Source organism: Paraburkholderia sp. GV068 (genome assembly GCF_003058125.1).
In the GTDB taxonomy this organism is placed as follows: domain Bacteria; phylum Pseudomonadota; class Gammaproteobacteria; order Burkholderiales; family Burkholderiaceae; genus Paraburkholderia; species Paraburkholderia graminis.
On record NZ_QBUB01000013.1, the window covers coordinates 135674 to 155919 of the forward strand.

Here is a 20246-nt window from a genome sequence, read left to right on the forward strand (position 1 = left end):
GATCGAGTCGTCGATTGTTCGACTCATCGACTCAACCGAAGCGCAGGCGGTCGATACCGACAATGCGGTTGAACAGGAAATAAAAGATCGCCGTGAAGATCACGAGATAGGCCGACAGCGCACCGGCAAGGCCCCAGTTCAACTGCGTGTTGGTCTGCATCGCGATGAGCTGACTGATCATTTCGTCGCCCGCGCCGCCGAGCAGCGCCGGCGTGATGTAGTAGCCGAGCGCAAGCACGAACACGAGGAAGCAGCCGGCGCCGACGCCAGGCAGCGTCTGCGGCACATAGATCCGCATGAACGCGGTGAACGGATGCGCGCCGAGCGATTGCGCCGCGCGCATATACACCGGCGACACGCCCTTCATCACGGAGTAAATCGCGAGAATGAGGTAAGGCAGCAGCACATGCGTCATGCCGATCAGCACGCCTGTGCGGTTGAAGATGAGCGGCAACGGATGCGTCGCGAGCCCGAGACTCATCACCAGGCTATTGATCACGCCGCCCGGTTGGAGCAACACATACCACGCGGTCGTGCGCACAAGCAGCGAAGTCCAGAACGGCACGATCACGAACAGCATCAGCCGGTTGCTGCTTTTCTCGGGCAGATTCGCGAGCAGCCACGCGACCGGATAACCGAGCACGAGACATAGCAGCGTGACCGTCGCGCTGATCGAAACCGTTCGCACGAACGCCGCCCGATAGACGGACGCATTGTCCGGCACGAACGCGACGGCGCCTTGCGGCGTCACCTGCGCATCGACGGCGGCGAGCAGATAGTCGGGCGTCGGCGACGCGGCGGCTCGCTTCAGCAAACGCCACGTCTCCGGCGAATTCCAGCGTTCGTCGAGTTCGACGAGCGCGGGCTTCCACGCGGGCGGGGCGTCCGTTGGCAGTTGCCGGGCGGTGCGCATCAACAGGCTGCGAAACTCGGGCATCGAGAAGTTCAGCCGCCGCGCGACGGTGCCGATCTGTCCGCTTTGCCGCGCCTCGGCGAGCCCCGCAGCGAGTAGAGCGAACATGTGTTCGTCGGGCACGCCGTTACCGTCCCACGCATTCAGCGCACGCGTGAGCGCGGGCATGCTGTCGGGCACTTCGCGATTCTGAACGCTGCGTGCCAGCAGCAGCGTGATCGGCGCGATGAACGTCGACAGCAGAAAGACGAGCAGCGGCAACGCAAGCAGCAGCGCCTGCATGGATGCGCGGCGGCGCGCGTTGTTAAACGACGCGCGGCCGTCGCCTTTCGTCGGAGAGCCGGGGGCCGTGGCTCGGGCGGCAGTGGGCATGCTGGTGGTCACGTTGGGCTCTCGTCGGACGATGCGATGGTGTTACTGCGTCAGCCACACCTGGAAGCGCTTGTTGATCTGGTCGGCGTTGTCGGCCCAGAAGTTCGCGTTGATCTGCAATGCGCGCTTGAAGTTATCGGGCGCGGTCGGCAGATCGGCAAGACGCTGCTTGTCGACGAGCGCGATCGCGTCCTTGCGCGGCGGCGCATACGCGATGTACTTCGACAGGTCCGCATAGGCCTTCGGCTGCGAAGCCGACGCGATGAACTTTGCCGCCAGATCCGCATGCTTCGCGCCGGTCGGAACGCCCCACCAGTCGAAGTCGTAAACCTGCGCGTCCCACACGGTCTTGAAGGGCTTGTTGTCCTTCTGCGCGGCATCGGAAATGCGGCCGTTGTAGGCCTGCGTCATCACGACCGCGCCGTCCGCGAGCAACTGCGGCGCCTGCGCGCCCGACTCCCACCACACAATGTTCTTCTTGATCGTGTCGAGCTTCTTGAACGCACGGTCGACGCCCGCGGGCGTGGCCAGCACCTTGTACACATCTTTCGGCGCGACGCCGTCCGCGATCAACGCCCATTCCATCGATACCTTCGGCGACTTGCGCAGGCCGCGCTTGCCCGGGAATTTCTGCAGATCGAAGAAGTCGTTGACGGTGCTCGGCGCGGTCTTCATCTTGCTCGCGTCGTACGCATAGACCGTGGACCAGACCATGCTCGCGACCGCGCAATCGCTGATCGAGCCGGGGATGAAGTCGCTCGTCTTGCCGATCGTCTTCTTGTCGAACTTCTGCAGCAGGCCTTCGTCGCAGGCGGTGATCGCGTCGTTGGTTTCGAGGTCGATCAGGTCCCACGTGGTGTTCTTCGCCTGTTCCATCGCGGAGAGTTTCGCGAGACCGCCGTCATACGATTCGGTCGAGAAGCCGACGCCCGTCGCCTGCGTGAACGGCTCGAAATAGGCCTTCTTCGCCGCTGCTTCGTACGCGCCGCCGAAGGTCACGACAGAGAGCGTCTCCGCTGCCTGCGTGGTCACGGTGGCGAATGCGAGTACGGCGAGTGCGGCGCATTGTGCTTTGATGATAGTGCGCATGTCAGTTGGCTCCTGCTGGTGCGGTCGTGATGATGGAAGGGGAGGGCGGTGTGGATACGTGAATCGCCGGCGCGCTGCTGCGCGCGCTCATCGCGAGAATCTTGCAGTCGTCATGGCGCCAGGCGACGTCGATCTCGCTGCCGGGTGTCGGCAACGCGTGACGCTGCGTATTGGGCACTTTCACGACGATCGAATCGCGCGAGCCGAGCGTCAGATGTACGCGATGGTGATCGCCGCAATACACCAGTTCGTCGACGCGCGCGCGCACGACGTTGTCATGTTCGGTCGGCTGCGTGCCTTCGGCGCCCGGAATATGCGCGCGTTCGGGGCGCAGCGCGAGCATCGCTTCGTCGCCGGCGTGCAGGCCGTTTTCGCAACGGCCGCGAATCATGCTGCCGTTCGACAGCGCAAGCGTGGCCCAGCCTTCGTGCGCATTCACGACGCGCCCGGTCAAGCCATTGTTCTCGCCGACGAAGTTGGCGACGAATGCGTTCTGCGCGTTCTCGTACAGTTCGCTCGGTGTGGCGGCCTGCTGGATGCGTCCATCGGAGAACACGGCGACGCGGTCGGACATGGTCAGCGCCTCGGCCTGATCGTGCGTCACGTAGACGATCGTGAGCGACAGCTCGCGATGCAGCCGCATGATTTCGTATTGCATGGTCTCGCGCAGGCGCTTGTCGAGTGCGCCGAGCGGCTCGTCCATCAGCACCACGCTCGGCTCGAACACGAGTGCGCGTGCCAGCGCGACGCGCTGCTGCTGCCCGCCGGAAAGCTGCGCCGGACGACGGTTCGCCAGATGCGGCAATTCGATCATCTCGAGCGCACGCTTCACACGCGCCTTCTGCTCGGCGCGGCCTACGTGCCGCACGGAAAGCGGAAATGCGACGTTCTCCGCAATCGTCAGATGCGGAAACAGCGCGTAGTTCTGAAACACCATGCCGATGTCGCGTTGATGCGGCGGCTTGTCGTCGAGCCGGCGGCCGTCGAGACGAATCTCGCCGTGAGTGGGCGACTCGAAGCCCGCCAGCATCATCAGCGTGGTCGTCTTGCCCGACCCCGAAGGCCCGAGCAGCGACACGAATTCTCCCTTGCTCACGTCGAGATTCAGGTCGTCCACGACAAGCTGAACGCCGTCATACGTTTTGCTCACGCGCGAGAGCGAGATGAAGGAAGGGTTTGACATCGTGATCGCGTCCTGTCTTTGTTGCGTCGTCATCAAGGTGCGAGCTTCGCCGCGGCGATCCGGCCGGCGAGGTAGCGCGCGAAGTCATAGTTGGGGCGCTCGAGATGGCTCAGGTGGCCCGGCTTCGCGAGCGGCGCATGCACGCCGCGAAAGACCGCTTCGACGCCGCGTTTATCTTCCGCATTCACTTCGTCGAGCAGTTTTTTCAGCGTGCTCATGTGGGCGTTCGCTTCAGGGTCCGCGATGAACTCCGGCGCGAGGCCGCCGCCGAAACGGATGTGCACGCGCCCCACGCCTTGCGGTTGCAGCACGAGATACCAGAAGTAACCGGGCGTCAGCGTGACGAGGTGCGTCGGGTAGATCGCGAGCAGCGCCGTCGTCTTGCGCCAATGTCCGGTGAGACGCGTGTTGTCCGGATGCGCATTGCCGATGGGCAAGGACGCTTCCTTCGTGATCCAGTGATAGTTGAAAGCGGGACTGCCGGGCGGGCACTCCATTTCGTCCAGCCGCGAATGCGGACCCACCGTCGCGCGATGCAGCATCGGCAGGTGATAACTCTCCATGAAGTTTTCCGCGAGAATCTTCCAATTCGTGTCCCACACGTGCTCTTCATGGAAGGTTTCGATGTAGTCCGACATGCCGTATGCGCCGATCAGCTCGTTCAGGCCGGCGAGTTGCGTGTGCACGGGCGGCGCGTTGGCATCGAGCGTTACATAGAGCCAGCCTTGCCATTCCTCGCAACGCACGGACGGAAGCCGGTAGCTCTCCTTGCAGAAGCCCTGTTGCCGGTCCATTAGCGGTGCGCCTTGCAGCGCGCCGTCGAGCGAATAATTCCACGCGTGATAAGGGCAGACGATTCGGCGCACGTTGCCGCGTCCTTCGAGCAGCACCGACATGCGGTGCAGGCACACATTCGACATCGCCTTGAGCTGCATCTGATCGTCGCGCAATACGACGACAGGTTGTGCGCCAAGACGCGCCGTCAGGTAATCGCCTGGCGCTTTGAGCGAACTCGCGCGGCCGACGCATTGCCATTCGCGCTGGAAGATCGCGCGCTCTTCAAGCGCCAGAAATTCGGGCGACGTGTAGACGCCGGGCGGCATCGAATGCGCATCGCCGAAGGGCCTTTCGCAACCCGCTTGCAGGTCGTCGACCAGCGCTTGCACTGCGATCGTCGTTGCCGGGTCGGTCATGGTGTTCCCCTCGGTTTGTCACGATAAGAGCGCGCCGGTGCGGGTTCTCGCGGTGTGGCGCTCGACATGGACACCAATCTATCAAGCCAATTTAGAAGCCGAAATATTGTTTTCAGATACAAAGCAAAGGTTTTGACTATGCAGCGCGCGCCGTACTGGAAGGCGGCGATTGCATGCTTCAAATCATGCGTCGATGTGCAGCCGGCGAATGTAGTTTTCGCAGAACGATGCGAAGCGATGCACGACCTGGCGCGGCTTCATCGTGCGCGATTGCGCGATGCCGAGCATGGTTGCGTTGACGTTGTCCTTGAAGCGCTTGATGACAAACTCTTCGCCATCCACGGTGCGATTCGATTTGAGCGGAAAGTTGAGCAGGCTATAGCCGAGACCGTTGGCCACCATGCCGCGCACCACTTCCGGCTGCGACGAGCGGAACGCGGGCACCGGGCGGCTGCCCACCGCGTCGAACAGTGCGGCGAAATACTCGCGGCTGTGCGGCAGATCGAGCATCACATAAGGCTCGGGCAGCAGGTCGGCGAGCGACACCTTGCGTGCGCGTGCAAGACGATGCGTCCGCGGCAGGATCGCGTAAGGCGGCAGCGAGAGCAGCGGCGTGAAGGCGATGTCTTCAGTCAGATCCAGGCTATAGGTGAGGGCGATATCGAGCGAACCGTCGTGCAGTCCCCGCAAGAGCCCGTCCTGATGCGCCTCCACCGTGCGAAACGAAATGCCCGCATGCTCGCCGGTAAAGCGGCTGATAAGCCCCGGCATGAGCGGCGGCGCAAGCGACACGAGACAGCCGAGCGCGATGGCGCCGGTCATGCCGCCGTCCATTTCCTTCGCGGTGGTTTGCAGTTCTTCCGCGATCTTCAGAAGATTGCGCGCTTGCCCGAGCAGGTCGCGCCCCGCTTGCGTGAGCGACAAACCGCTCGCGTGATGCCGTATGAAAAGTTGCACGCCGAACGACACTTCCAGGTCCGCGAGCGCCGTCGAGATCGACGGCTGCGAGATGTGCAGACGCTTCGCGGCCGCCGTGAAAGACAGCGCTTCCGCCGTGACGACGAAGTAGCGCAACTGGCGCAATGAGTAGCGCAACGGGTGACTCTCCATCGACAACGCTCCCTCTCTTCAAGGTTCTCAATCGTCCAATTGTGAGGTCGTCAAAAAGTGCTGCATAGGGAAAACCGATGCGCTGCATTTTTTTAATATGTTTTTCAGATTCTGATCCGGCGAGTAGATTTTCACGAAAGTATTTCCGCCTCTTCAGAAGGACACAGTCATGACAGTGGAAACAACGTCAATCGATACGCTGGTGGTCGGCGCCGGCCAGGCCGGCGTCGCGATGAGCGAACATCTGAGCAAGCTCGGCGTGCCGCACCTCGTGCTTGAACGTGCGCGTATCGCCGAGCGCTGGCGCACAGGACGCTGGGATTCGCTGGTTGCCAACGGTCCCGCGTGGCACGATCGTTTCCCTAATATGGAGTTCGCCGACGTCGACCCCGACGCGTTCGCGGGCAAGGAGCAGGTCGCGGACTATTTCGTTGCATATGCAAAAAAGTTCGACGCGCCGATCCGCACCGGCGTGGAAGTGAAGCAGGTCGTGCGCAATGCGGGGCGGCCTGGCTTCACCGTGGAAACGTCGGACGGAATCATTCAGGCCAACCGCGTGGTGGTCGCCACGGGTCCGTTTCAGCGCCCCGTCATTCCGCCGATTGCGCCGCAAGACGCCGCGCTCACGCAGATTCATTCCGCCGACTATCGCAATCCCGCGCAATTGCCTGAAGGCGGCGTGCTGGTGGTGGGCGCGGGATCGTCGGGCGTGCAGATCGCGGACGAATTGCAGCGTGCGGGCCGGCGCGTCTATTTGTCGGTCGGCGCGCATGATCGTCCGCCGCGCGCCTATCGCGGCCGCGACTTCTGCTGGTGGCTGGGCGTGCTCGGCGAATGGGACGCCGAAGTGATGAAGCCCGGCCGGGAACACGTCACGATTGCGGTGAGCGGATCGCGCGGCGGTCATACCGTCGACTTCCGGCGTCTCGCGCATCAGGGCGTCACACTGGTTGGTCTGACGAAGTCGTTCAACGACGGCGTCGTGACCTTCGAAGACGATCTCGCAGCAAACATCAGACGTGGCGACGAAAACTATCTGTCGCTGCTTGACGCCGCCGACGCGTACGCCCAGCGCAACGGTCTCGATCTTCCGCAAGAACCGGAGGCGCGCATCATTCCCGCCGACCCGGAGTGCGTCACGCATCCGCTGCACGATCTGGCTCTGGCTGAAGCGGGCGTCACGTCGATTGTGTGGGCGACCGGCTATGCAGTGGACTTCAACTGGCTGAAGGTCAACGCGTTCGATGAAAAGGGTAAGCCGACGCATCAGCGCGGCGTATCGAAAGAGCCGGGCATCTATTTTCTCGGCTTGCCGTGGTTGTCGCGCCGCGGCTCGGCGTTTATCTGGGGCGTGTGGCACGACGCGAAGCACATCGCCGATCACATCGCCACGCAGCGCAAATATCTGGCGTATTACGATGGGCCGCAACCTCAGGCTTCGATCAGCAACGCGGATGATGCGGATAGTTCGAACGATGCATCCGCCGCTTCACGCGTTCATAAAGTCAGCGAGATCGGCGTGAGCTGATCGCTACGCCAACGCCGACCCGCGATCCATTTCTCCCTGCATTTCCAGCATTCAAAGGTGCATTGATGAGCCAACCGACGCATACCCGTATCCGCATGTTCAACACGAAGGACACGTATCCGAACCAGACGCTCGATAACGATCTTTGCCAGGCTGTGCGCGCCGGCAACACCGTCTATGTGCGCGGCCAGGTCGGCACGGATTTCGAAGGGCGCCTCGTCGGACTCGGCGATCCGCGCGCGCAAGCCGAGCAGGCGATGAAGAACCTCAAGCAATTGCTGGAAGAAGCCGGCAGCGATCTCTCTCACGTCGTCAAGACGACGACGTATCTAACCGACGTCCGCTATCGCGAGCCGGTTTATCAGGAAGTCGGGAAGTGGCTCAAAGGCGTGTTTCCCATTTCGACAGGCCTCGTCGTGGTCGCGTTGGGGCAACCGCAATGGCTGATGGAAATCGACGTCATCGCCGTGATTCCGGATGGATGGACGCGGCCGCAAGCGTAAGGAGCGGGACATGACATTCTCTATTGTCGGACGTTGTCAGCAAACGGGGCAACTCGGTATCGCGATCAGTTCTTCGAGCATCGCGGTAGGCGCGCGCTGCCCGTGGGTGCGGGCCGGCGTCGGCGCGGTGGCGACGCAGAACGTCACGCTGCCCGCGCTTGGCCCGCAGGTTCTCGATCTTCTCGCGAGCGGACAATTCGATCCCGCCGCCGCGCTCGACCGCGCGCTCGGCGCGAGCGAGTGGAGCGAATACCGGCAGGTGACGGTGGTCGATAGCCAGGGCCGCGTCGCATTCTTCAGCGGCAAGGAAGCGTTGGGCACGTATCACGCCGTCGCGGGAATGCAATGCGTCGCCGCGGGCAACATGCTCGCCGGCGTCCACGTGATCGAGGCGATGGTCCCGGCGTTCGAGCAGACCTCCGGCGCGCTTGCCGACAGATTGCTCGCCGCGATGCATGCGGCGATGGCCGCCGGCGGCGAGGCGGGGCCCGTGCATTCGGCGGCGCTCAAGATAGTGGGCGACGTGAGCTGGCCGATGGTCGACTTGCGGGTCGATTGGGCCGACGACGATCCTATCGGTCAACTCGACGGTTTGTGGCGCGCATATCGGCCGCAAATGCAGGACTACCTGATGCGGGCGTTGAACCCGACCGCCGCGCCGAGCTACGGAGTGCCCGGCAATGAATGACAGATCCAGCCGCGCGCTGCTCGCCGAGTTGATCGGCTTTGACACGGTCAGCCGCGAATCGAATCTGGACATGATCGAGTTCGTTCGACAATACCTCGCTGAACTCGGCGTCGAAAGCGAGCTTTTCTACAACGCCGAGCGCACCAAGGCCAATCTGTTCGCGACCATCGGACCGCGCGAGCGAGGCGGCATCGTGCTGTCCGGCCACACTGACGTGGTACCCGTGGAAGGCCAGGCGTGGACCGTGGATGCCTTCCGTCTCACCGAGCGCGATGGACGGCTGTATGGTCGCGGCACGGCCGACATGAAGGGTTTTATCGCGTCGGTACTGGCGGCAGTGCCTACGTTTCTCGAACGCAAATTGACGCTGCCCGTACACCTCGCCTTTTCGTACGACGAGGAAGTCGGATGCCTCGGCGTGCGGCCGATGCTCGCGGAACTCCAGCGGCGTACGCCGAAGCCGGCCTTGTGTTTGATCGGCGAGCCAACGGAACTCAAGCCCGTGCTCGGCCATAAAGGCAAGCTCGCAATGCGCTGCCATGTGAAGGGCGCGCCGTGCCATTCGGCGTATGCGCCCTACGGCGTCAATGCCATTCAGTACGCGGCGCGCATGATCGGCCGTCTCGAGGAAATTGGCGAACAACTGGCGCAGCCCGAGCATCACGACGAGCGCTTCGATCCGCCGTTTTCAACCGTGCAGACAGGCGTGATCAAAGGCGGCCGCGCGCTGAACATCGTGCCGGCGGAGTGCGAATTCGATTTCGAAGTGCGCGCGCTGCCGGGCTTCAATGCTCACCAGGTAGCCGACGAATTGCAGACCTACGCCGAAGGCGAACTGCTGCCGAAAATGCGTGCCGTGAAGTCAGACGCGGACATCCGCTTTCATTCGCTGTCCGCTTATCCGGGCCTCGCTACTTCGCCCGATAGCGAAGCGGCGCGTCTTCTCGCATTGATTAGCGGATCGAACGAATTCGGCACGGTCGCGTTCGGCACCGAAGGCGGACTTTTCGACGAGGCGGGCATCCCGACCGTGGTCTGCGGACCCGGCAGCATGGACCAGGGACACAAGCCCGATGAATTCATCACGAGCGAGCAACTGAGCGCCTGCGACGCAATGTTGACCCGCCTCGCGGACCATCTTTCCGCCGCTTAGGAGACAAACTTGAATACTTCGCAAGCGAACGCATCACCGTTGATTGAAAAGCACACCATTGGTTATGTGCCGCCTGAAGAACGTCATGGCAAGGTGCGCGATCTCTTCACGCTATGGTTCGGCGGCAACATTGCTCCGTTGCCGATCGTGACCGGCGCGCTCGGCGTGCAGATATTCCACTTGAACCTGGGGTGGGGCATCGTGGCGATTATCGTCGGCCAGGCGGTGGGCGGCGTGCTGATGGCGCTGCATTCCGCGCAAGGTCCGCAAATGGGCATTCCGCAGATGATCCAGAGCCGCGCGCAATTCGGTTCATGGGGCGCGCTGCTCGTCACTGTGATTGCAGGTGTGATGTACGTCGGCTTCTTCGCATCCAATATCGTGCTTGCCGGAAAGTCCCTGCATGGCATTGAAGCCGGCGTGCCGGTGCCCATCGGCATTGTGATTGGCGCGGTGGGTTCGGGGCTGATCGGAATCATCGGCTATCGGTTCATTCATATCCTGAACCGCATTGGAACGTGGGTGCTCGGCGTCGGCATTGTTATCGGCTTCGGCTATATCTTCACGCATATTTCCACTGGCGACTTTCTGACTCGCGGCGGATTCAATTTCGCCGGCTGGCTCGCGACTGTGTCGCTGTCGGCTCTTTGGCAAATTGCTTTTGCTCCGTACGTGTCCGACTATTCGCGCTATTTGCCGGCGAACGTGCGAGTCGCGTCGACGTTCTGGGCAACCTACCTCGGATGCACGATCGGCTCGACGCTCGCGTTTGCATTCGGCGCGGTGGCGGTGCTCGCAGTGCCGCCCGGCGTCGACGCAATGGACGCGGTCAAGCAGGCCACCGGCCCGCTCGGCTTGCCGATGCTCGTGCTGTTCCTGTTGAGCGTGATCAGCCACAACGCACTCAATCTGTACGGCGCCGTGCTGGCTACGATTACGTCGATGCAGACGTTTGCCTATCGCTGGGTTCCCACGGCGAAGGCGCGCGCGGTGTTGTCCATTGTGATTCTGCTTGCATGCTGCTACGGCGCGATTGGCGCTTCGACGAACTTCGTCGGCAACCTGGTCGACCTCGTGCTCGCGCTTCTGGTGGTGCTGGTGCCGTGGACGGCAATCAACCTGATCGACTTCTATGTCATTCACAAGGGCAAATACGACATTCAGTCGATCTTCCAGGTGGACGGCGGCATCTACGGCCGCTTCAATCCGCAGGCGCTGATTGCGTACGCGGTGGGCATCGTCGTGCAGATTCCGTTCATGAATACGCCGATGTATGCGGGCCCGGTGCCGAAGTATCTGGACGGCGCGGATCTGTCCTGGCTAATCGGTTTGTTGCTGACGTCGCCGCTGTATTATTGGCTCGCTTCGCGCGACAGCCACTATCGGCGCAGACAGGCGGGCGCGAGTGTCGTGCGTCGAACGGCGCCGACGATGAGCGTATCCAAAGCCGATTCGTAAGATCTACTGGAGCATGACGATCACGCCGGCGCCCGATTTTATTTTCTATTGACGAATCTTTCCGCACTGAACGATAGTCGGGGCCCAAAAGATCCGTTAATTCCAGGCTCCGTGCGTGAACGACACAACCCGCTCTTCCTCATCGCGCGCTGATCACGTCTACTACAGCGTGCGCGACGATATCTTCGAGATGCGTCTGTTGCCGGGCGACCGGCTCACGGAAGGCAGCATCGCCGAACGCTTCGGCGTATCGCGCACGCCCGCGCGCGAGGCGCTGCAGCGTCTGCAAAGCGACGGCCTCATGCGCGGCTATGTGCGTGGCGGCTGGGAAGTCGTACCGATCGATCTCAAGCGCTTCGAAGACCTGTACGAGATGCGCAAGCTGATCGAAACCTTCGCGGTGGGCCGGCTGGTCGCCGCCGATTCGTCGTTGTCGGGCAGCGTGCAGCAAGTGCTCGATCGGCTCGATGCAACTTGGAAAGTGCCCCGTGCACAGCGTATCCGCGACGGACGCGAGATGGTCGCGCTCGACGAAGCCTTCCATCAGGCGCTTGTGATCGCCGCCGACAACGCGGAACTGAGCGCCGCGATGCAGCGCGTGACGGATCGCATCCGCGTGATGCGGCGGCTCGATCTCGTCTATGGCGACTGCATCGACGAAACTTACGACGAACACATTGCGATTCTCGACGCGATCCGCAATCGCGAGACCGAGCAGAGCGTCGCGTTGGTCGGCCGTCATATAGAAGGCAGCCGCTCGGAAGTGCGCGGCCTGACCGCCGAACGCCTGCAACATGCGCGCACCGCAATGGAGCCGCACGGCGCTCCGTATGCACCACCCAGGTCGCGCCGCACTACCTAGGGTCATCACCTAGTCATCACCTACTGAGCGCCGATTCGCCGGAAGCCTTATGTAGCGGACGTTTCACTCCGCGGCGCTTATTGGCATGGTTCTCGCATATCTGATCTGCATGTATACAAGCAAATCTGCCGGGAAAACATGTCGTCCGAACAACTGAATTCAACGCGCGCGACTCGCGGCATGGCGGTCGCGCCGCACGCGCTCGCCGCCCAAAGCGCGCTCGCGGTCCTGCGCGACGGCGGCAACGCGGTCGAGGCGATGATCTGCGCCGCCGCGACGATCGCCGTGGTCTATCCGCACATGAACAGCATCGGCGGCGACGGTTTCTGGCTGATCTCGCGCCCAGGCGCGGCGCCGGTCGCGATCGAGGCGTGCGGTGCGGCGGCGCTTGCCGCGACCATCGACGAATACCGTTCGCGCGGGCTCACAGCGATTCCGACGCGCGGACCGCTCGCGGCCAATACCGTGGCAGGCACCGTGTCGGGTTGGCAACTCGCGCATCGCTGGTCGGCGGACACGCTCGGCGGCAAGATGCCGGTCAAGCGTCTGCTCGAAGACGCGATCCATTACGCGCGACACGGCGTGCCGGTCACGCGCAGCCAGTCGCAGTGCGTCGCGAGCCGGCTCGATGAATTGCGTCCGGTTGCCGGCTTCGCCGAAACGTTTTTGCATGGCGAGCGCGTGCCGGCCACCGGTGAGTTGTTCATTGCGCCGCGCCTTGCCGCGACCTTGCAGCATCTCGCCGATGTCGGCCTCGACGATTTTTATCGCGGCGATCTCGCCCGCAGCATGGCGGGCGATCTGCAATCGGCCGGCTCGCTGCTCACGCTCGCGGATCTCGAACGGCACGAGGCGCGGTTTCGTACGCCGCTTGCGCTCAAGCACTCGCTCGGAACGATCTACAACATGCCGCCGCCCACGCAAGGGCTCGTGTCGCTGCTGATTCTCGGCATGCTCGACCGCGTGCTGACGAACGACATGGACCCGCTCGGTCCCGAGTTCGTGCATGCGTGCGTCGAGGCGACCAAGCTGGCCTTCGCCGTGCGCGACACCGCGATCACCGATCCGGACCACATGCGCGCCGATCCGCGCGCGTTTCTCGAACCCACCGCGCTCGACGCAATGGCCGCGCGCATGTCGCCGACGCAGGCCGCGCCGTGGGGCGCCGGCCGCGGACCGGGCGACACGGTGTGGCTTGGCGTCACCGATAGCGACGGCGTGTCGGTGAGCTTCATCCAGAGCATTTATCACGAGTTCGGCAGCGGCATCGTGCTGCCGGAATCGGGCGTCAACTGGCAGAACCGCGGCTGCAGTTTCTCGCTCGACGAAGGCGCGCTCAATCCGCTGACGCCGTTGCGCAGGCCATTTCATACGTTGAATCCGGCGCTCGCATGTTTCGACGACGGCCGCACGATGGTCTACGGAAACATGGGCGGCGACGGTCAGCCGCAATCGCAGAGCGCGGTGTTCTCCCGCATCGCCAACTTCGGCTGGAATCCGCAGGCCGCGATCGACGCGCCGCGCTGGCTGCTCGGCCGCACATGGGGCCAATCGACTGACACGCTCAAGCTGGAGGCGCGCTTTGCACCGGGCACCGTGGCGCGGCTTCAAGCGCTGGGCCACGAGGTCGAGACGATGCAGCCTTACGACGAAGCAATGGGACATGCCGGCGCAATCGTTCGGTATCCCAATGGATTGATCGAAGCGGGCCACGATCCGCGCAGTGACGGCGCCGCCGCGGGCTGGTAAGCCTACAGGCGTTTTTTCAATCGAACCGCAGGTCCGGCCTATCGGCCCGGAGGACGCTGCACGTCCGCCGATTACCGGCGGGCATTCGCTCAGTAACCGGAGTCACGATGAACACACGCTCTCAACCCATGACATCCGCGGAAATAGGGGACGTCTCGACGTCCGCCGCGCACAACCGCTGGCTACAGCTTGGACTCGGTCTCGTCTGCATGATGGCGATCTCGAGCCCGCAATACGTCTGGACGCTGATGACCAAACCGCTCGCCGCGAAGCTGGGCGTTGCGCTGCCCGAACTGCAGGTGACGTTCTCGCTGCTGATCATTCTGCAAACTTTCTTCTCGCCGTTCCAGGGCAAGCTGATCGACCGCTTCGGTCCGCGTGTGCTGATCTCCATCGGCACGGTCATGTCGGGTTTGAGCTGGGTGCTGGCTTCGCAGGTGCACAGCGCGCCGATGCTTTACCTGACGTATGGCGTGGTCGGCGGATTGGGAACCGGCATCGTCTATGTTGGCGTCGTGGGTCTGATGGTGCGCTGGTTCCCGAAGCAGCGCGGCTTCGCGGCGGGCGCCGTGGCGGCCGGCTACGGCATGGGCGCGATCGTCACGACGTTTCCGATTGCGACGTCGTTGCAGGCTCGCGGCATCGACGCCACGTTGTGGATGTTCGGCATTGCGTTCGCGCTGGTCGGCTTGCTGGCGTCGCAAGGGTTGCGCGTGCCGCCTTCGCACGAAAGCGTCGCTGCGAGCGCAGCCGGCTCCGGCGTTTCGGCGGTGGCGAATCTGCGTCCGTCACAAACGCTGAAGACGCCCGTCTTCTGGCTGATGTTCGCGATGATGACGATGATGTCCACATCGGGCCTGATGGTCACCTCGCAAATGGCCACCTTCGCCGCCGACTTCGGCGTGACCCAGGTGCTTGTATTCGGCATGGCGGCGCTGCCGCTCGCGCTGACCATCGACCGCTTCACGAACGGCCTCACGCGGCCGCTGTTCGGCTGGGTGTCCGACAAGCTGGGCCGCGAAAACACGATGTTCATCGCATTCGCGCTTGAAGGCGTCGCGATGGCGCTGTGGCTTTTCACGCGCGATAACGCGGTGCTGTTCGTGCTGCTGTCGGGCGTGGTGTTCTTCGGCTGGGGCGAGATTTTTTCGCTGTTCCCGTCGACGCTCACCGACACCTTCGGCACCCGTCATGCCACCGAGAACTACGGCTGGCTGTACATCTCGCAGGGCATCGGCTCGATCTTCGGCGGGCCGCTCGCGGCGCTGATGCATCAACACGCGGGAAGCTGGGTGCCGGTGTTCTCGACGGCGATCACGCTCGACATCGTGACCGCGCTGCTCGCGATTGCCGTGCTCAAACCGATGCGCCGCCGTTTTCTTGCCGCGCCGCAGGGTGTGTGACGCGACGGCCGCGGCTTCTGCCGACGCACCATGAATCGTGATCGAGGAGCATGCATGTCAGTTCAACTCGCGTTACGCAATATCCGTAAATCGTTTTCGAACAAACTGGGTTCGGTGGACGTACTCGGCGGTCTCACGTTCGACATCCACGAACGCGATTTCGTCAGCATCATCGGACCGTCGGGCTGCGGCAAGACGACGGTGTTCAATGTGATCGCCGGGCTGCTCGAGGCGGACAGCGGCGAGATCGTCTATCGCGGGCAAGCCGTGGACGGATTGCGCGGCAAGGTCGGCTACATGATGCAGCGCGATTTGTTGTTGCCGTGGCGCACCGTGCTGCAGAACGTGCTGATCGGCCCCGAGCTTTCCGGCATGCCGGCGGCCGAAGCGCATGAAATGGCGATGGAGTATCTCAACACGTATGGCCTTGCCGGCTTCGAGAACGCTTATCCGCGCATGTTGTCGGGCGGCATGCGCCAACGCGTGGCGTTGATCCGCACGTTGATCAACGATCCCGACATCATTCTGCTCGATGAGCCGTTCTCCGCGCTCGACTATCAAACGCGCCTGTATCTGGAGGGCGTGTTGATGGAAGCGGTCGAGACGTTCCACAAGACCGTGGTGCTGGTCACGCACGATATCGACGAAGCCGTCGCGTTGTCGAAGCGCGTCGTCGTGCTCGGCGGTCGGCCTTCGCAGGTGAAGAAGGTCTACGACATCGACATTGCCGCGCGTTCGCCGATCGGCGCGCGCAGCGATCCGAACTTCGCGGGCTATTTCCACGCGTTGTGCGGCGAACTGGATATTCAGACCGAGGTGAGGGCGGCATGACGCAATCCGTTTCCATCGATAGAAGCGCTGGGGCGCGGCGCGCGCCTCGCGCACGCGCGCGGCGGCTCGTGCTCGACAGCGGCTGGGGCCGCTCGCTGCTGCAACTCGCGGCGGTGGTCGCTTTCTTCGCGATCTGGGAAGGGGCGGCGCGCCTTGGCTGGGTATCGAATTTTCTGGTCGGCTCGCCAGCGAAAATTTTCGACGCGCTGCTGCGCGACATCCGCTCTTATCAGTTGTTCGTCGACACCGGCTATACGCTCTTCGAAGCCATTCTTGGCTTTGTGTTCGGCACCGCGGTCGGCTCGGTGTGCGGGCTCGCGCTCTGGTACTCGCCATTCGTCGCGCGGCTGATCGAGCCGTTCATCGTCGCGATCAATAGCGTGCCGAAGATCGCGTTCGCGCCCATCGTGATCTTGTGGTTCGGCACCGGCCTGATATCGAAAGTCGCGCTGGCGATTTCGCTGACTGCGATCGTCGCGTTGATTGCCGCCTACGAGGCCGCGAAAGACGCCGATCCCGATCTGCAGGCGCTGCTCGTCACGCTCGGCGCCGACAAGAACGACGTGTTCATGAAAGTCGTGGTGCCGTTCACGCTGCCGTATGTGATCTCCACGTTTCGCATCAACGTCGGCTTCGGTCTGGTCGGCGCCGTGGTGGGGGAATTCATTTCGTCGGAGAAAGGGCTCGGGCACATGATCTTCACCGCGTCGAGCCTGTACGACCTCAACACCGTATGGGAAGGGCTCTTCGTGCTGATGGCGATCGGCTTCGTGCTGTACTTCCTGATCGATCTCGTCGAGCGCAAGTTGCTGCCCTGGCGGCAGGCGTCGAATACGAGCACGCTGAAGGTTTAAACGCATTCCCGCAGTCCAATCACTTTTATCCCAGGACAGGACGATGGCATTCACAGCAAAAAAAGCGCTCGCCGCGCTGACCACGGTTTTCACGCTGAGCGTTGCATCCGTTTCATCGCCGGCATTTGCCGCCGACAAAAAAGTGACGATTTCGCAGGCGTTCCAGTCGATGCTTTATCTGCCGCTCTATGTCGCGATCGACGGCGGCTTCTTCACGAAGGAAGGACTCGACGTCACCAAGCAAACGGCGGGCAGCCCGAGCGCGGCGCTTTCGGCCGTGCTGTCGGGCAGCGCCGATTTCTCGCTGCACGGACCGGAGTGGACGGCGGTCGCCGCGGAGAAGGGCGCCGATGTCGACATCATCGCCAACGTCGTGAACGGCGCGGCGGTATGGATTGCCACCGCGCCCGGCGTCAAATTCGACAGCATCAAGGACGTGAAGGACCAGGTCGTCGTGTCCGGACAGATGCCGACCACCAGCACCTCTTTGTTCTTCAAGCTGCTGAAGGAAAACGGCATGTCGCAGAGCGACGTCAAGCTGATCCAGGTGCCGCTCGGTTCCGAGATTGGACCGCTCGTGGCCGGGCAGTCGAAGATCGCGGTGATGTATGAGCCGGGCCTCGACCAGGCCGTGGCAAAAGGCATGAAAGTCGTGCTCGGCTTTCCGAAGCTCTATGGCGAGTACGCGTTTTCGTCGATTTCGGCGAAGCGCGGCGTCGATCCCGATGCGGCCGCACGCTTCGTGAAGGGCCTGCAAAACGCGCTGCGCTACATGCAAAGCAATCCGGCGGAAACGCAGGCGATCGCGCGCAAGGAATTCCCGACGCTCGATGCGGCCGTGGTGGATGCGGCCGTCAAGCGCATGCTGACCGAAGGCGTGTATCCGAAGAGCGTCGACATCACGCCGAAAGCGCTGGCCGTTGCAATGGATACGCAAATCGCGCTTGGCAATCTGAAGCAGCAGCCGAAGTACGATACGTTCGTCGTCCACAGTTATATCCAGCCCGCGCTTGCCGCGAAATAAACTGCTTTCCGACGCTCTCATGACCCTATTCAATCAAGCACCGACCATCGGCGAAATACGCGCGGCGCTCGCCGCCGGTGACGCCACGCCTGCGCAATATGTTTCGGACGCTTACGAGGCCGCGCGGCATTCGCAGGCGACGTTGCACGCGTTCTGTTATCTGCCCGACGCACCGCCGGATACGTTCGCCGATGCAACCGCGCCGCTCGCCGGCGTGCCGGTCGCGGTGAAGGATGTCATCGATACCGCCGACATGCCGACCGAATTCAACTCGGCGGCGTACAAGGGACGGCGTCCCGAGCGCGATGCGTGGGTGGTGGCGCGCTTGCGGGCCGCCGGCGCGACGGTTATCGGCAAGACGGTGACGACCGAGTTCGCGTGGCGCCATCCGGGACCGACGGTTAATCCGTGGAATGGCGCGTTCACGCCGGGCGGATCGTCCAGCGGTTCGGCGGCGGCGGTGGCGGCCGGTATCGTGCCGCTCGCGCTCGGCACGCAGACGCAGGGCTCGGTGATCCGGCCGGCGGCTTATTGCGGCATCGTCGGATTCAAGCCTACGTACGGCACGATTGCGCGAACCGGGGTGTTGCCGCTGGCGTGGTCGCTCGATCACGTTGGACTGTTCGCGCGACGCGTCGCCGACGTGGCGTATGTGCTGAAGCTCGTCGCGGGCGTCGACGTCGCGGACCCGCACGCGTCGCATGTGGCCGCCGTCGCGCATAGCGCAGGCAAGCGGCGCATCGGCGTGTTGTCGAAGCAGGCAGGCGGCGCGATAGAGCCGGCGCAGCAAGCCGCGCTCGACGTGCTGGCGGCGCAACTCGCGCGCGACGGCGCGGAGATCGTCGCGGTGGATTTGCCGGAGGAAGTCTTCGCGACGCCCGCGTATGCGCTGCAACTGATGGCGGTGGAAGCCGCGATCACACATGGCGAACTGGTCGAGCGCACGCCCGAACTCGTGAGTCCGGCGATGCGCGGTCTCGTCGATGAAGGGCGCAAGTTGCCGGCCACCACCTACGCGCGGATCAAGGCGGCGCAGGTGCCGATGGCGCAGCGCTTTCATGCATGGCTGACGCAAACCATGACGCTCGACGCGCTGCTGGTCGCGCCCGCTACCGGCGAGCCGCCGCGCGGGCTCGACTATACGGGCGACGCCTCGTTCTGCGCGCCGTGGACTTTCCTCGGCGTGCCCGCTGTGACGGTGCCGATGCGATTTGGGCCGTCGGGCTTGCCGCTCGGCGCGCAACTGGTGGGCGCCGCGCAGAATGACGCCGGCTTGCTGGCGTTGGCGGAATGGGTCGAGGCGCGCACGGGTTGGGAAGACGCAGTGACGCAGCGGCGCGCGTGACGACGCGGAGTGCCTAGGCCGGTCGCGCTGGTTTGATGACAAATCGGTAATACAGACGACGGCGTCCGGCAAGCAACGCTGCCGATAATGAGAGGTCTTCGAACCTTTATCGGCAGACACGTCATGCGTTTTCTTCATTCCACGCTTGCAAAGATTGTTGCCACCGCCGTCGGTCTGCTCGTGCTGATCGGCGGCGGCGCGCTTGCATTCGTCCGTTCGGGAATTTACGACGTATCGGCGAGTTCGAAAGACAATCCGTACCTCGCCGCGACGCTGCATGCGACCTACGAAGCGTCTCTGCACCGGCATGGGGGACGCGACATCGCACCTGGCGATCTACTGTCGCTCGAAAACGTTCGGGCCGGTGCGCGCATGTACGACGCCAACTGTGCGACCTGTCACGGCGCGCCGGACCGTCCGCTGAGCGCGGTGGGTCAAGGCATTCAGCCGGCCGCGCCCTCGCTGCTGGCTGCGCAACGCCGCAATAAGCCGGAGCTGATGTTCTGGGTCATCAAGCATGGCGTCAACATGACGGCGATGCCGTCGTTCGGCAAGACGCAGTCTGACCAGACGCTCTGGCAGGTGGCGGCGTTTATCTACGCCGAGCGCGGGGTATCGAAGGAACAGTATGACGGGATGGTGCACGGCGTGTCGAGCTCGGGCACCGCCGCGCCGTCAGCCCGCATTGCGTCGGGCGCTCACGCTCAATAAGAGCCGCGAGTTACCAAACACGAAATGAAGCGCTTCCTGATTACGCTGCAATGCGTAGTGATCCTGACTGGTTGCGCGGCACAGGATGTGAGGCACCCGGCGACGCGCGATCCGGTTACTCGCGGACAGATCGTCGATTACGACGGCAATGTCTGTCACGAACAAAACATGCACGTGAAAATGCCCGCGTGTTTTTTCCCTCACATGTCGACCACATGCTATTCAGACGGTCCGCGGCATCGGCTATGTGATTAATAGCAAGCGATGAATTTCCGCG

18 protein-coding genes are annotated in these 20246 nt (G+C 63.1%); 13 read left to right on the forward strand and 5 right to left on the reverse strand.

Annotated elements, in window-relative coordinates; translation table 11 throughout:
* Nucleotides 1–31 precede the first annotated feature (31 nt).
* From C8K18_RS24440 to C8K18_RS24460, 5 genes are all read right to left on the reverse strand, one after another.
* Entirely contained in the window at nt 32–1285 is a 1254-nt protein-coding gene (locus tag C8K18_RS24440) for an ABC transporter permease (protein WP_107710185.1), read from the reverse strand.
* Nucleotides 1286–1327: 42 nt separating this feature from the next.
* The gene (locus C8K18_RS24445; RefSeq protein WP_006048284.1) at nt 1328–2374 is read right to left on the reverse strand and encodes an ABC transporter substrate-binding protein; all 1047 of its coding nucleotides are present in this window, start codon (nt 2372–2374) and stop codon (nt 1328–1330) included.
* 1 nt (nt 2375) lies between these two features.
* A complete protein-coding gene (locus C8K18_RS24450; protein WP_107710311.1) occupies nt 2376–3557 on the reverse strand; it encodes an ABC transporter ATP-binding protein in 1182 nt (393 codons plus the stop codon).
* Nucleotides 3558–3589: 32 nt separating this feature from the next.
* Nucleotides 3590–4750, reverse strand: a complete 1161-nt coding sequence (locus C8K18_RS24455; protein WP_006048281.1) for an SRPBCC family protein — start codon at nt 4748–4750, stop codon at nt 3590–3592.
* A 183-nt stretch (nt 4751–4933) separates the two neighbouring features.
* Complete coding sequence (locus tag C8K18_RS24460) at nt 4934–5860, reverse strand: LysR family transcriptional regulator (RefSeq protein ID WP_029969870.1); 927 nt, start codon at nt 5858–5860, stop codon at nt 4934–4936.
* Between the two features lie 169 nt (nt 5861–6029).
* Between C8K18_RS24460 and C8K18_RS24465 the strand changes: the two genes are divergently transcribed.
* The 13 genes from C8K18_RS24465 to C8K18_RS24525 all read left to right on the forward strand — a co-directional run bounded on the left by C8K18_RS24465 (nt 6030) and on the right by C8K18_RS24525 (nt 19969).
* Complete coding sequence (locus tag C8K18_RS24465; protein WP_107710183.1) at nt 6030–7388, forward strand: NAD(P)/FAD-dependent oxidoreductase; 1359 nt, start codon at nt 6030–6032, stop codon at nt 7386–7388.
* Between the two features lie 65 nt (nt 7389–7453).
* Nucleotides 7454–7891, forward strand: coding sequence for a RidA family protein (locus C8K18_RS24470; RefSeq protein ID WP_006048278.1), 438 nt, complete (start codon nt 7454–7456; stop codon nt 7889–7891).
* A 10-nt stretch (nt 7892–7901) separates the two neighbouring features.
* Nucleotides 7902–8579 carry a DUF1028 domain-containing protein gene (locus tag C8K18_RS24475; protein WP_107710181.1) on the forward strand — a complete coding sequence of 226 codons (678 nt, stop codon included), beginning with the start codon at nt 7902–7904 and terminating at the stop codon, nt 8577–8579.
* Nucleotides 8572–9732: an acetylornithine deacetylase gene (gene argE, locus C8K18_RS24480; protein WP_107710179.1), complete on the forward strand. Its 1161-nt coding sequence runs from the start codon at nt 8572–8574 to the stop codon at nt 9730–9732. Before C8K18_RS24475 ends, argE begins: the two co-directional genes overlap by 8 nt.
* 9 nt (nt 9733–9741) lie before the next feature.
* Nucleotides 9742–11190 (forward strand): cytosine permease, encoded by a 1449-nt coding sequence (locus C8K18_RS24485; protein ID WP_107710177.1) that lies wholly within the window; start codon nt 9742–9744, stop codon nt 11188–11190.
* Nucleotides 11191–11305: 115 nt separating this feature from the next.
* Nucleotides 11306–12052, forward strand: a complete 747-nt coding sequence (locus C8K18_RS24490; protein ID WP_107710175.1) for a GntR family transcriptional regulator — start codon at nt 11306–11308, stop codon at nt 12050–12052.
* A 138-nt stretch (nt 12053–12190) separates the two neighbouring features.
* On the forward strand, nt 12191–13801 hold the full coding sequence (locus C8K18_RS24495) for a gamma-glutamyltransferase family protein (protein WP_107710174.1): 1611 nt from the start codon (nt 12191–12193) through the stop codon (nt 13799–13801).
* 107 nt (nt 13802–13908) lie between these two features.
* Complete coding sequence (gene oxlT / locus C8K18_RS24500; RefSeq protein WP_107710172.1) at nt 13909–15204, forward strand: oxalate/formate MFS antiporter; 1296 nt, start codon at nt 13909–13911, stop codon at nt 15202–15204.
* A 54-nt stretch (nt 15205–15258) separates the two neighbouring features.
* Entirely contained in the window at nt 15259–16035 is a 777-nt protein-coding gene (locus C8K18_RS24505; RefSeq protein WP_006048271.1) for an ABC transporter ATP-binding protein, read from the forward strand.
* Entirely contained in the window at nt 16032–16889 is an 858-nt protein-coding gene (locus C8K18_RS24510) for an ABC transporter permease (RefSeq protein ID WP_107710170.1), read from the forward strand. The genes C8K18_RS24505 and C8K18_RS24510 overlap by 4 nt, the downstream gene beginning before the upstream one ends.
* A gap of 43 nt (nt 16890–16932) precedes the next feature.
* Nucleotides 16933–17913, forward strand: coding sequence for an ABC transporter substrate-binding protein (locus C8K18_RS24515; protein ID WP_107710168.1), 981 nt, complete (start codon nt 16933–16935; stop codon nt 17911–17913).
* A gap of 19 nt (nt 17914–17932) precedes the next feature.
* Nucleotides 17933–19258: an amidase gene (locus C8K18_RS24520; RefSeq protein WP_107710166.1), complete on the forward strand. Its 1326-nt coding sequence runs from the start codon at nt 17933–17935 to the stop codon at nt 19256–19258.
* A 123-nt stretch (nt 19259–19381) separates the two neighbouring features.
* On the forward strand, nt 19382–19969 hold the full coding sequence (locus C8K18_RS24525; protein WP_107710164.1) for a cytochrome c: 588 nt from the start codon (nt 19382–19384) through the stop codon (nt 19967–19969).
* Nucleotides 19970–20246: the final 277 nt, after the last annotated feature.

Bases quoted from the DNA above. Each gene is read 5' to 3' on its own strand.
- oxlT (WP_107710172.1), top strand. From the start codon at position 13,909: ATGAACACACGCTCTCAACCCATGACATCCGCGGAAATAGGGGACGTC.
- argE (WP_107710179.1), top strand. From the start codon at position 8,572: ATGAATGACAGATCCAGCCGCGCGCTGCTCGCCGAGTTGATCGGCTTT.
- C8K18_RS24440 (WP_107710185.1), bottom strand. From the start codon at position 1,285: ATGCCCACTGCCGCCCGAGCCACGGCCCCCGGCTCTCCGACGAAAGGC.
- C8K18_RS24465 (WP_107710183.1), top strand. From the start codon at position 6,030: ATGACAGTGGAAACAACGTCAATCGATACGCTGGTGGTCGGCGCCGGC.
- C8K18_RS24515 (WP_107710168.1), top strand. From the start codon at position 16,933: ATGGCATTCACAGCAAAAAAAGCGCTCGCCGCGCTGACCACGGTTTTC.
- C8K18_RS24505 (WP_006048271.1), top strand. From the start codon at position 15,259: ATGTCAGTTCAACTCGCGTTACGCAATATCCGTAAATCGTTTTCGAAC.
- C8K18_RS24510 (WP_107710170.1), top strand. From the start codon at position 16,032: ATGACGCAATCCGTTTCCATCGATAGAAGCGCTGGGGCGCGGCGCGCG.
- C8K18_RS24445 (WP_006048284.1), bottom strand. From the start codon at position 2,374: ATGCGCACTATCATCAAAGCACAATGCGCCGCACTCGCCGTACTCGCA.
- C8K18_RS24525 (WP_107710164.1), top strand. From the start codon at position 19,382: ATGCGTTTTCTTCATTCCACGCTTGCAAAGATTGTTGCCACCGCCGTC.
- C8K18_RS24450 (WP_107710311.1), bottom strand. From the start codon at position 3,557: ATGTCAAACCCTTCCTTCATCTCGCTCTCGCGCGTGAGCAAAACGTAT.
- C8K18_RS24455 (WP_006048281.1), bottom strand. From the start codon at position 4,750: ATGACCGACCCGGCAACGACGATCGCAGTGCAAGCGCTGGTCGACGAC.
- C8K18_RS24475 (WP_107710181.1), top strand. From the start codon at position 7,902: ATGACATTCTCTATTGTCGGACGTTGTCAGCAAACGGGGCAACTCGGT.
- C8K18_RS24470 (WP_006048278.1), top strand. From the start codon at position 7,454: ATGAGCCAACCGACGCATACCCGTATCCGCATGTTCAACACGAAGGAC.
- C8K18_RS24495 (WP_107710174.1), top strand. From the start codon at position 12,191: ATGTCGTCCGAACAACTGAATTCAACGCGCGCGACTCGCGGCATGGCG.
- C8K18_RS24460 (WP_029969870.1), bottom strand. From the start codon at position 5,860: ATGGAGAGTCACCCGTTGCGCTACTCATTGCGCCAGTTGCGCTACTTC.
- C8K18_RS24520 (WP_107710166.1), top strand. From the start codon at position 17,933: ATGACCCTATTCAATCAAGCACCGACCATCGGCGAAATACGCGCGGCG.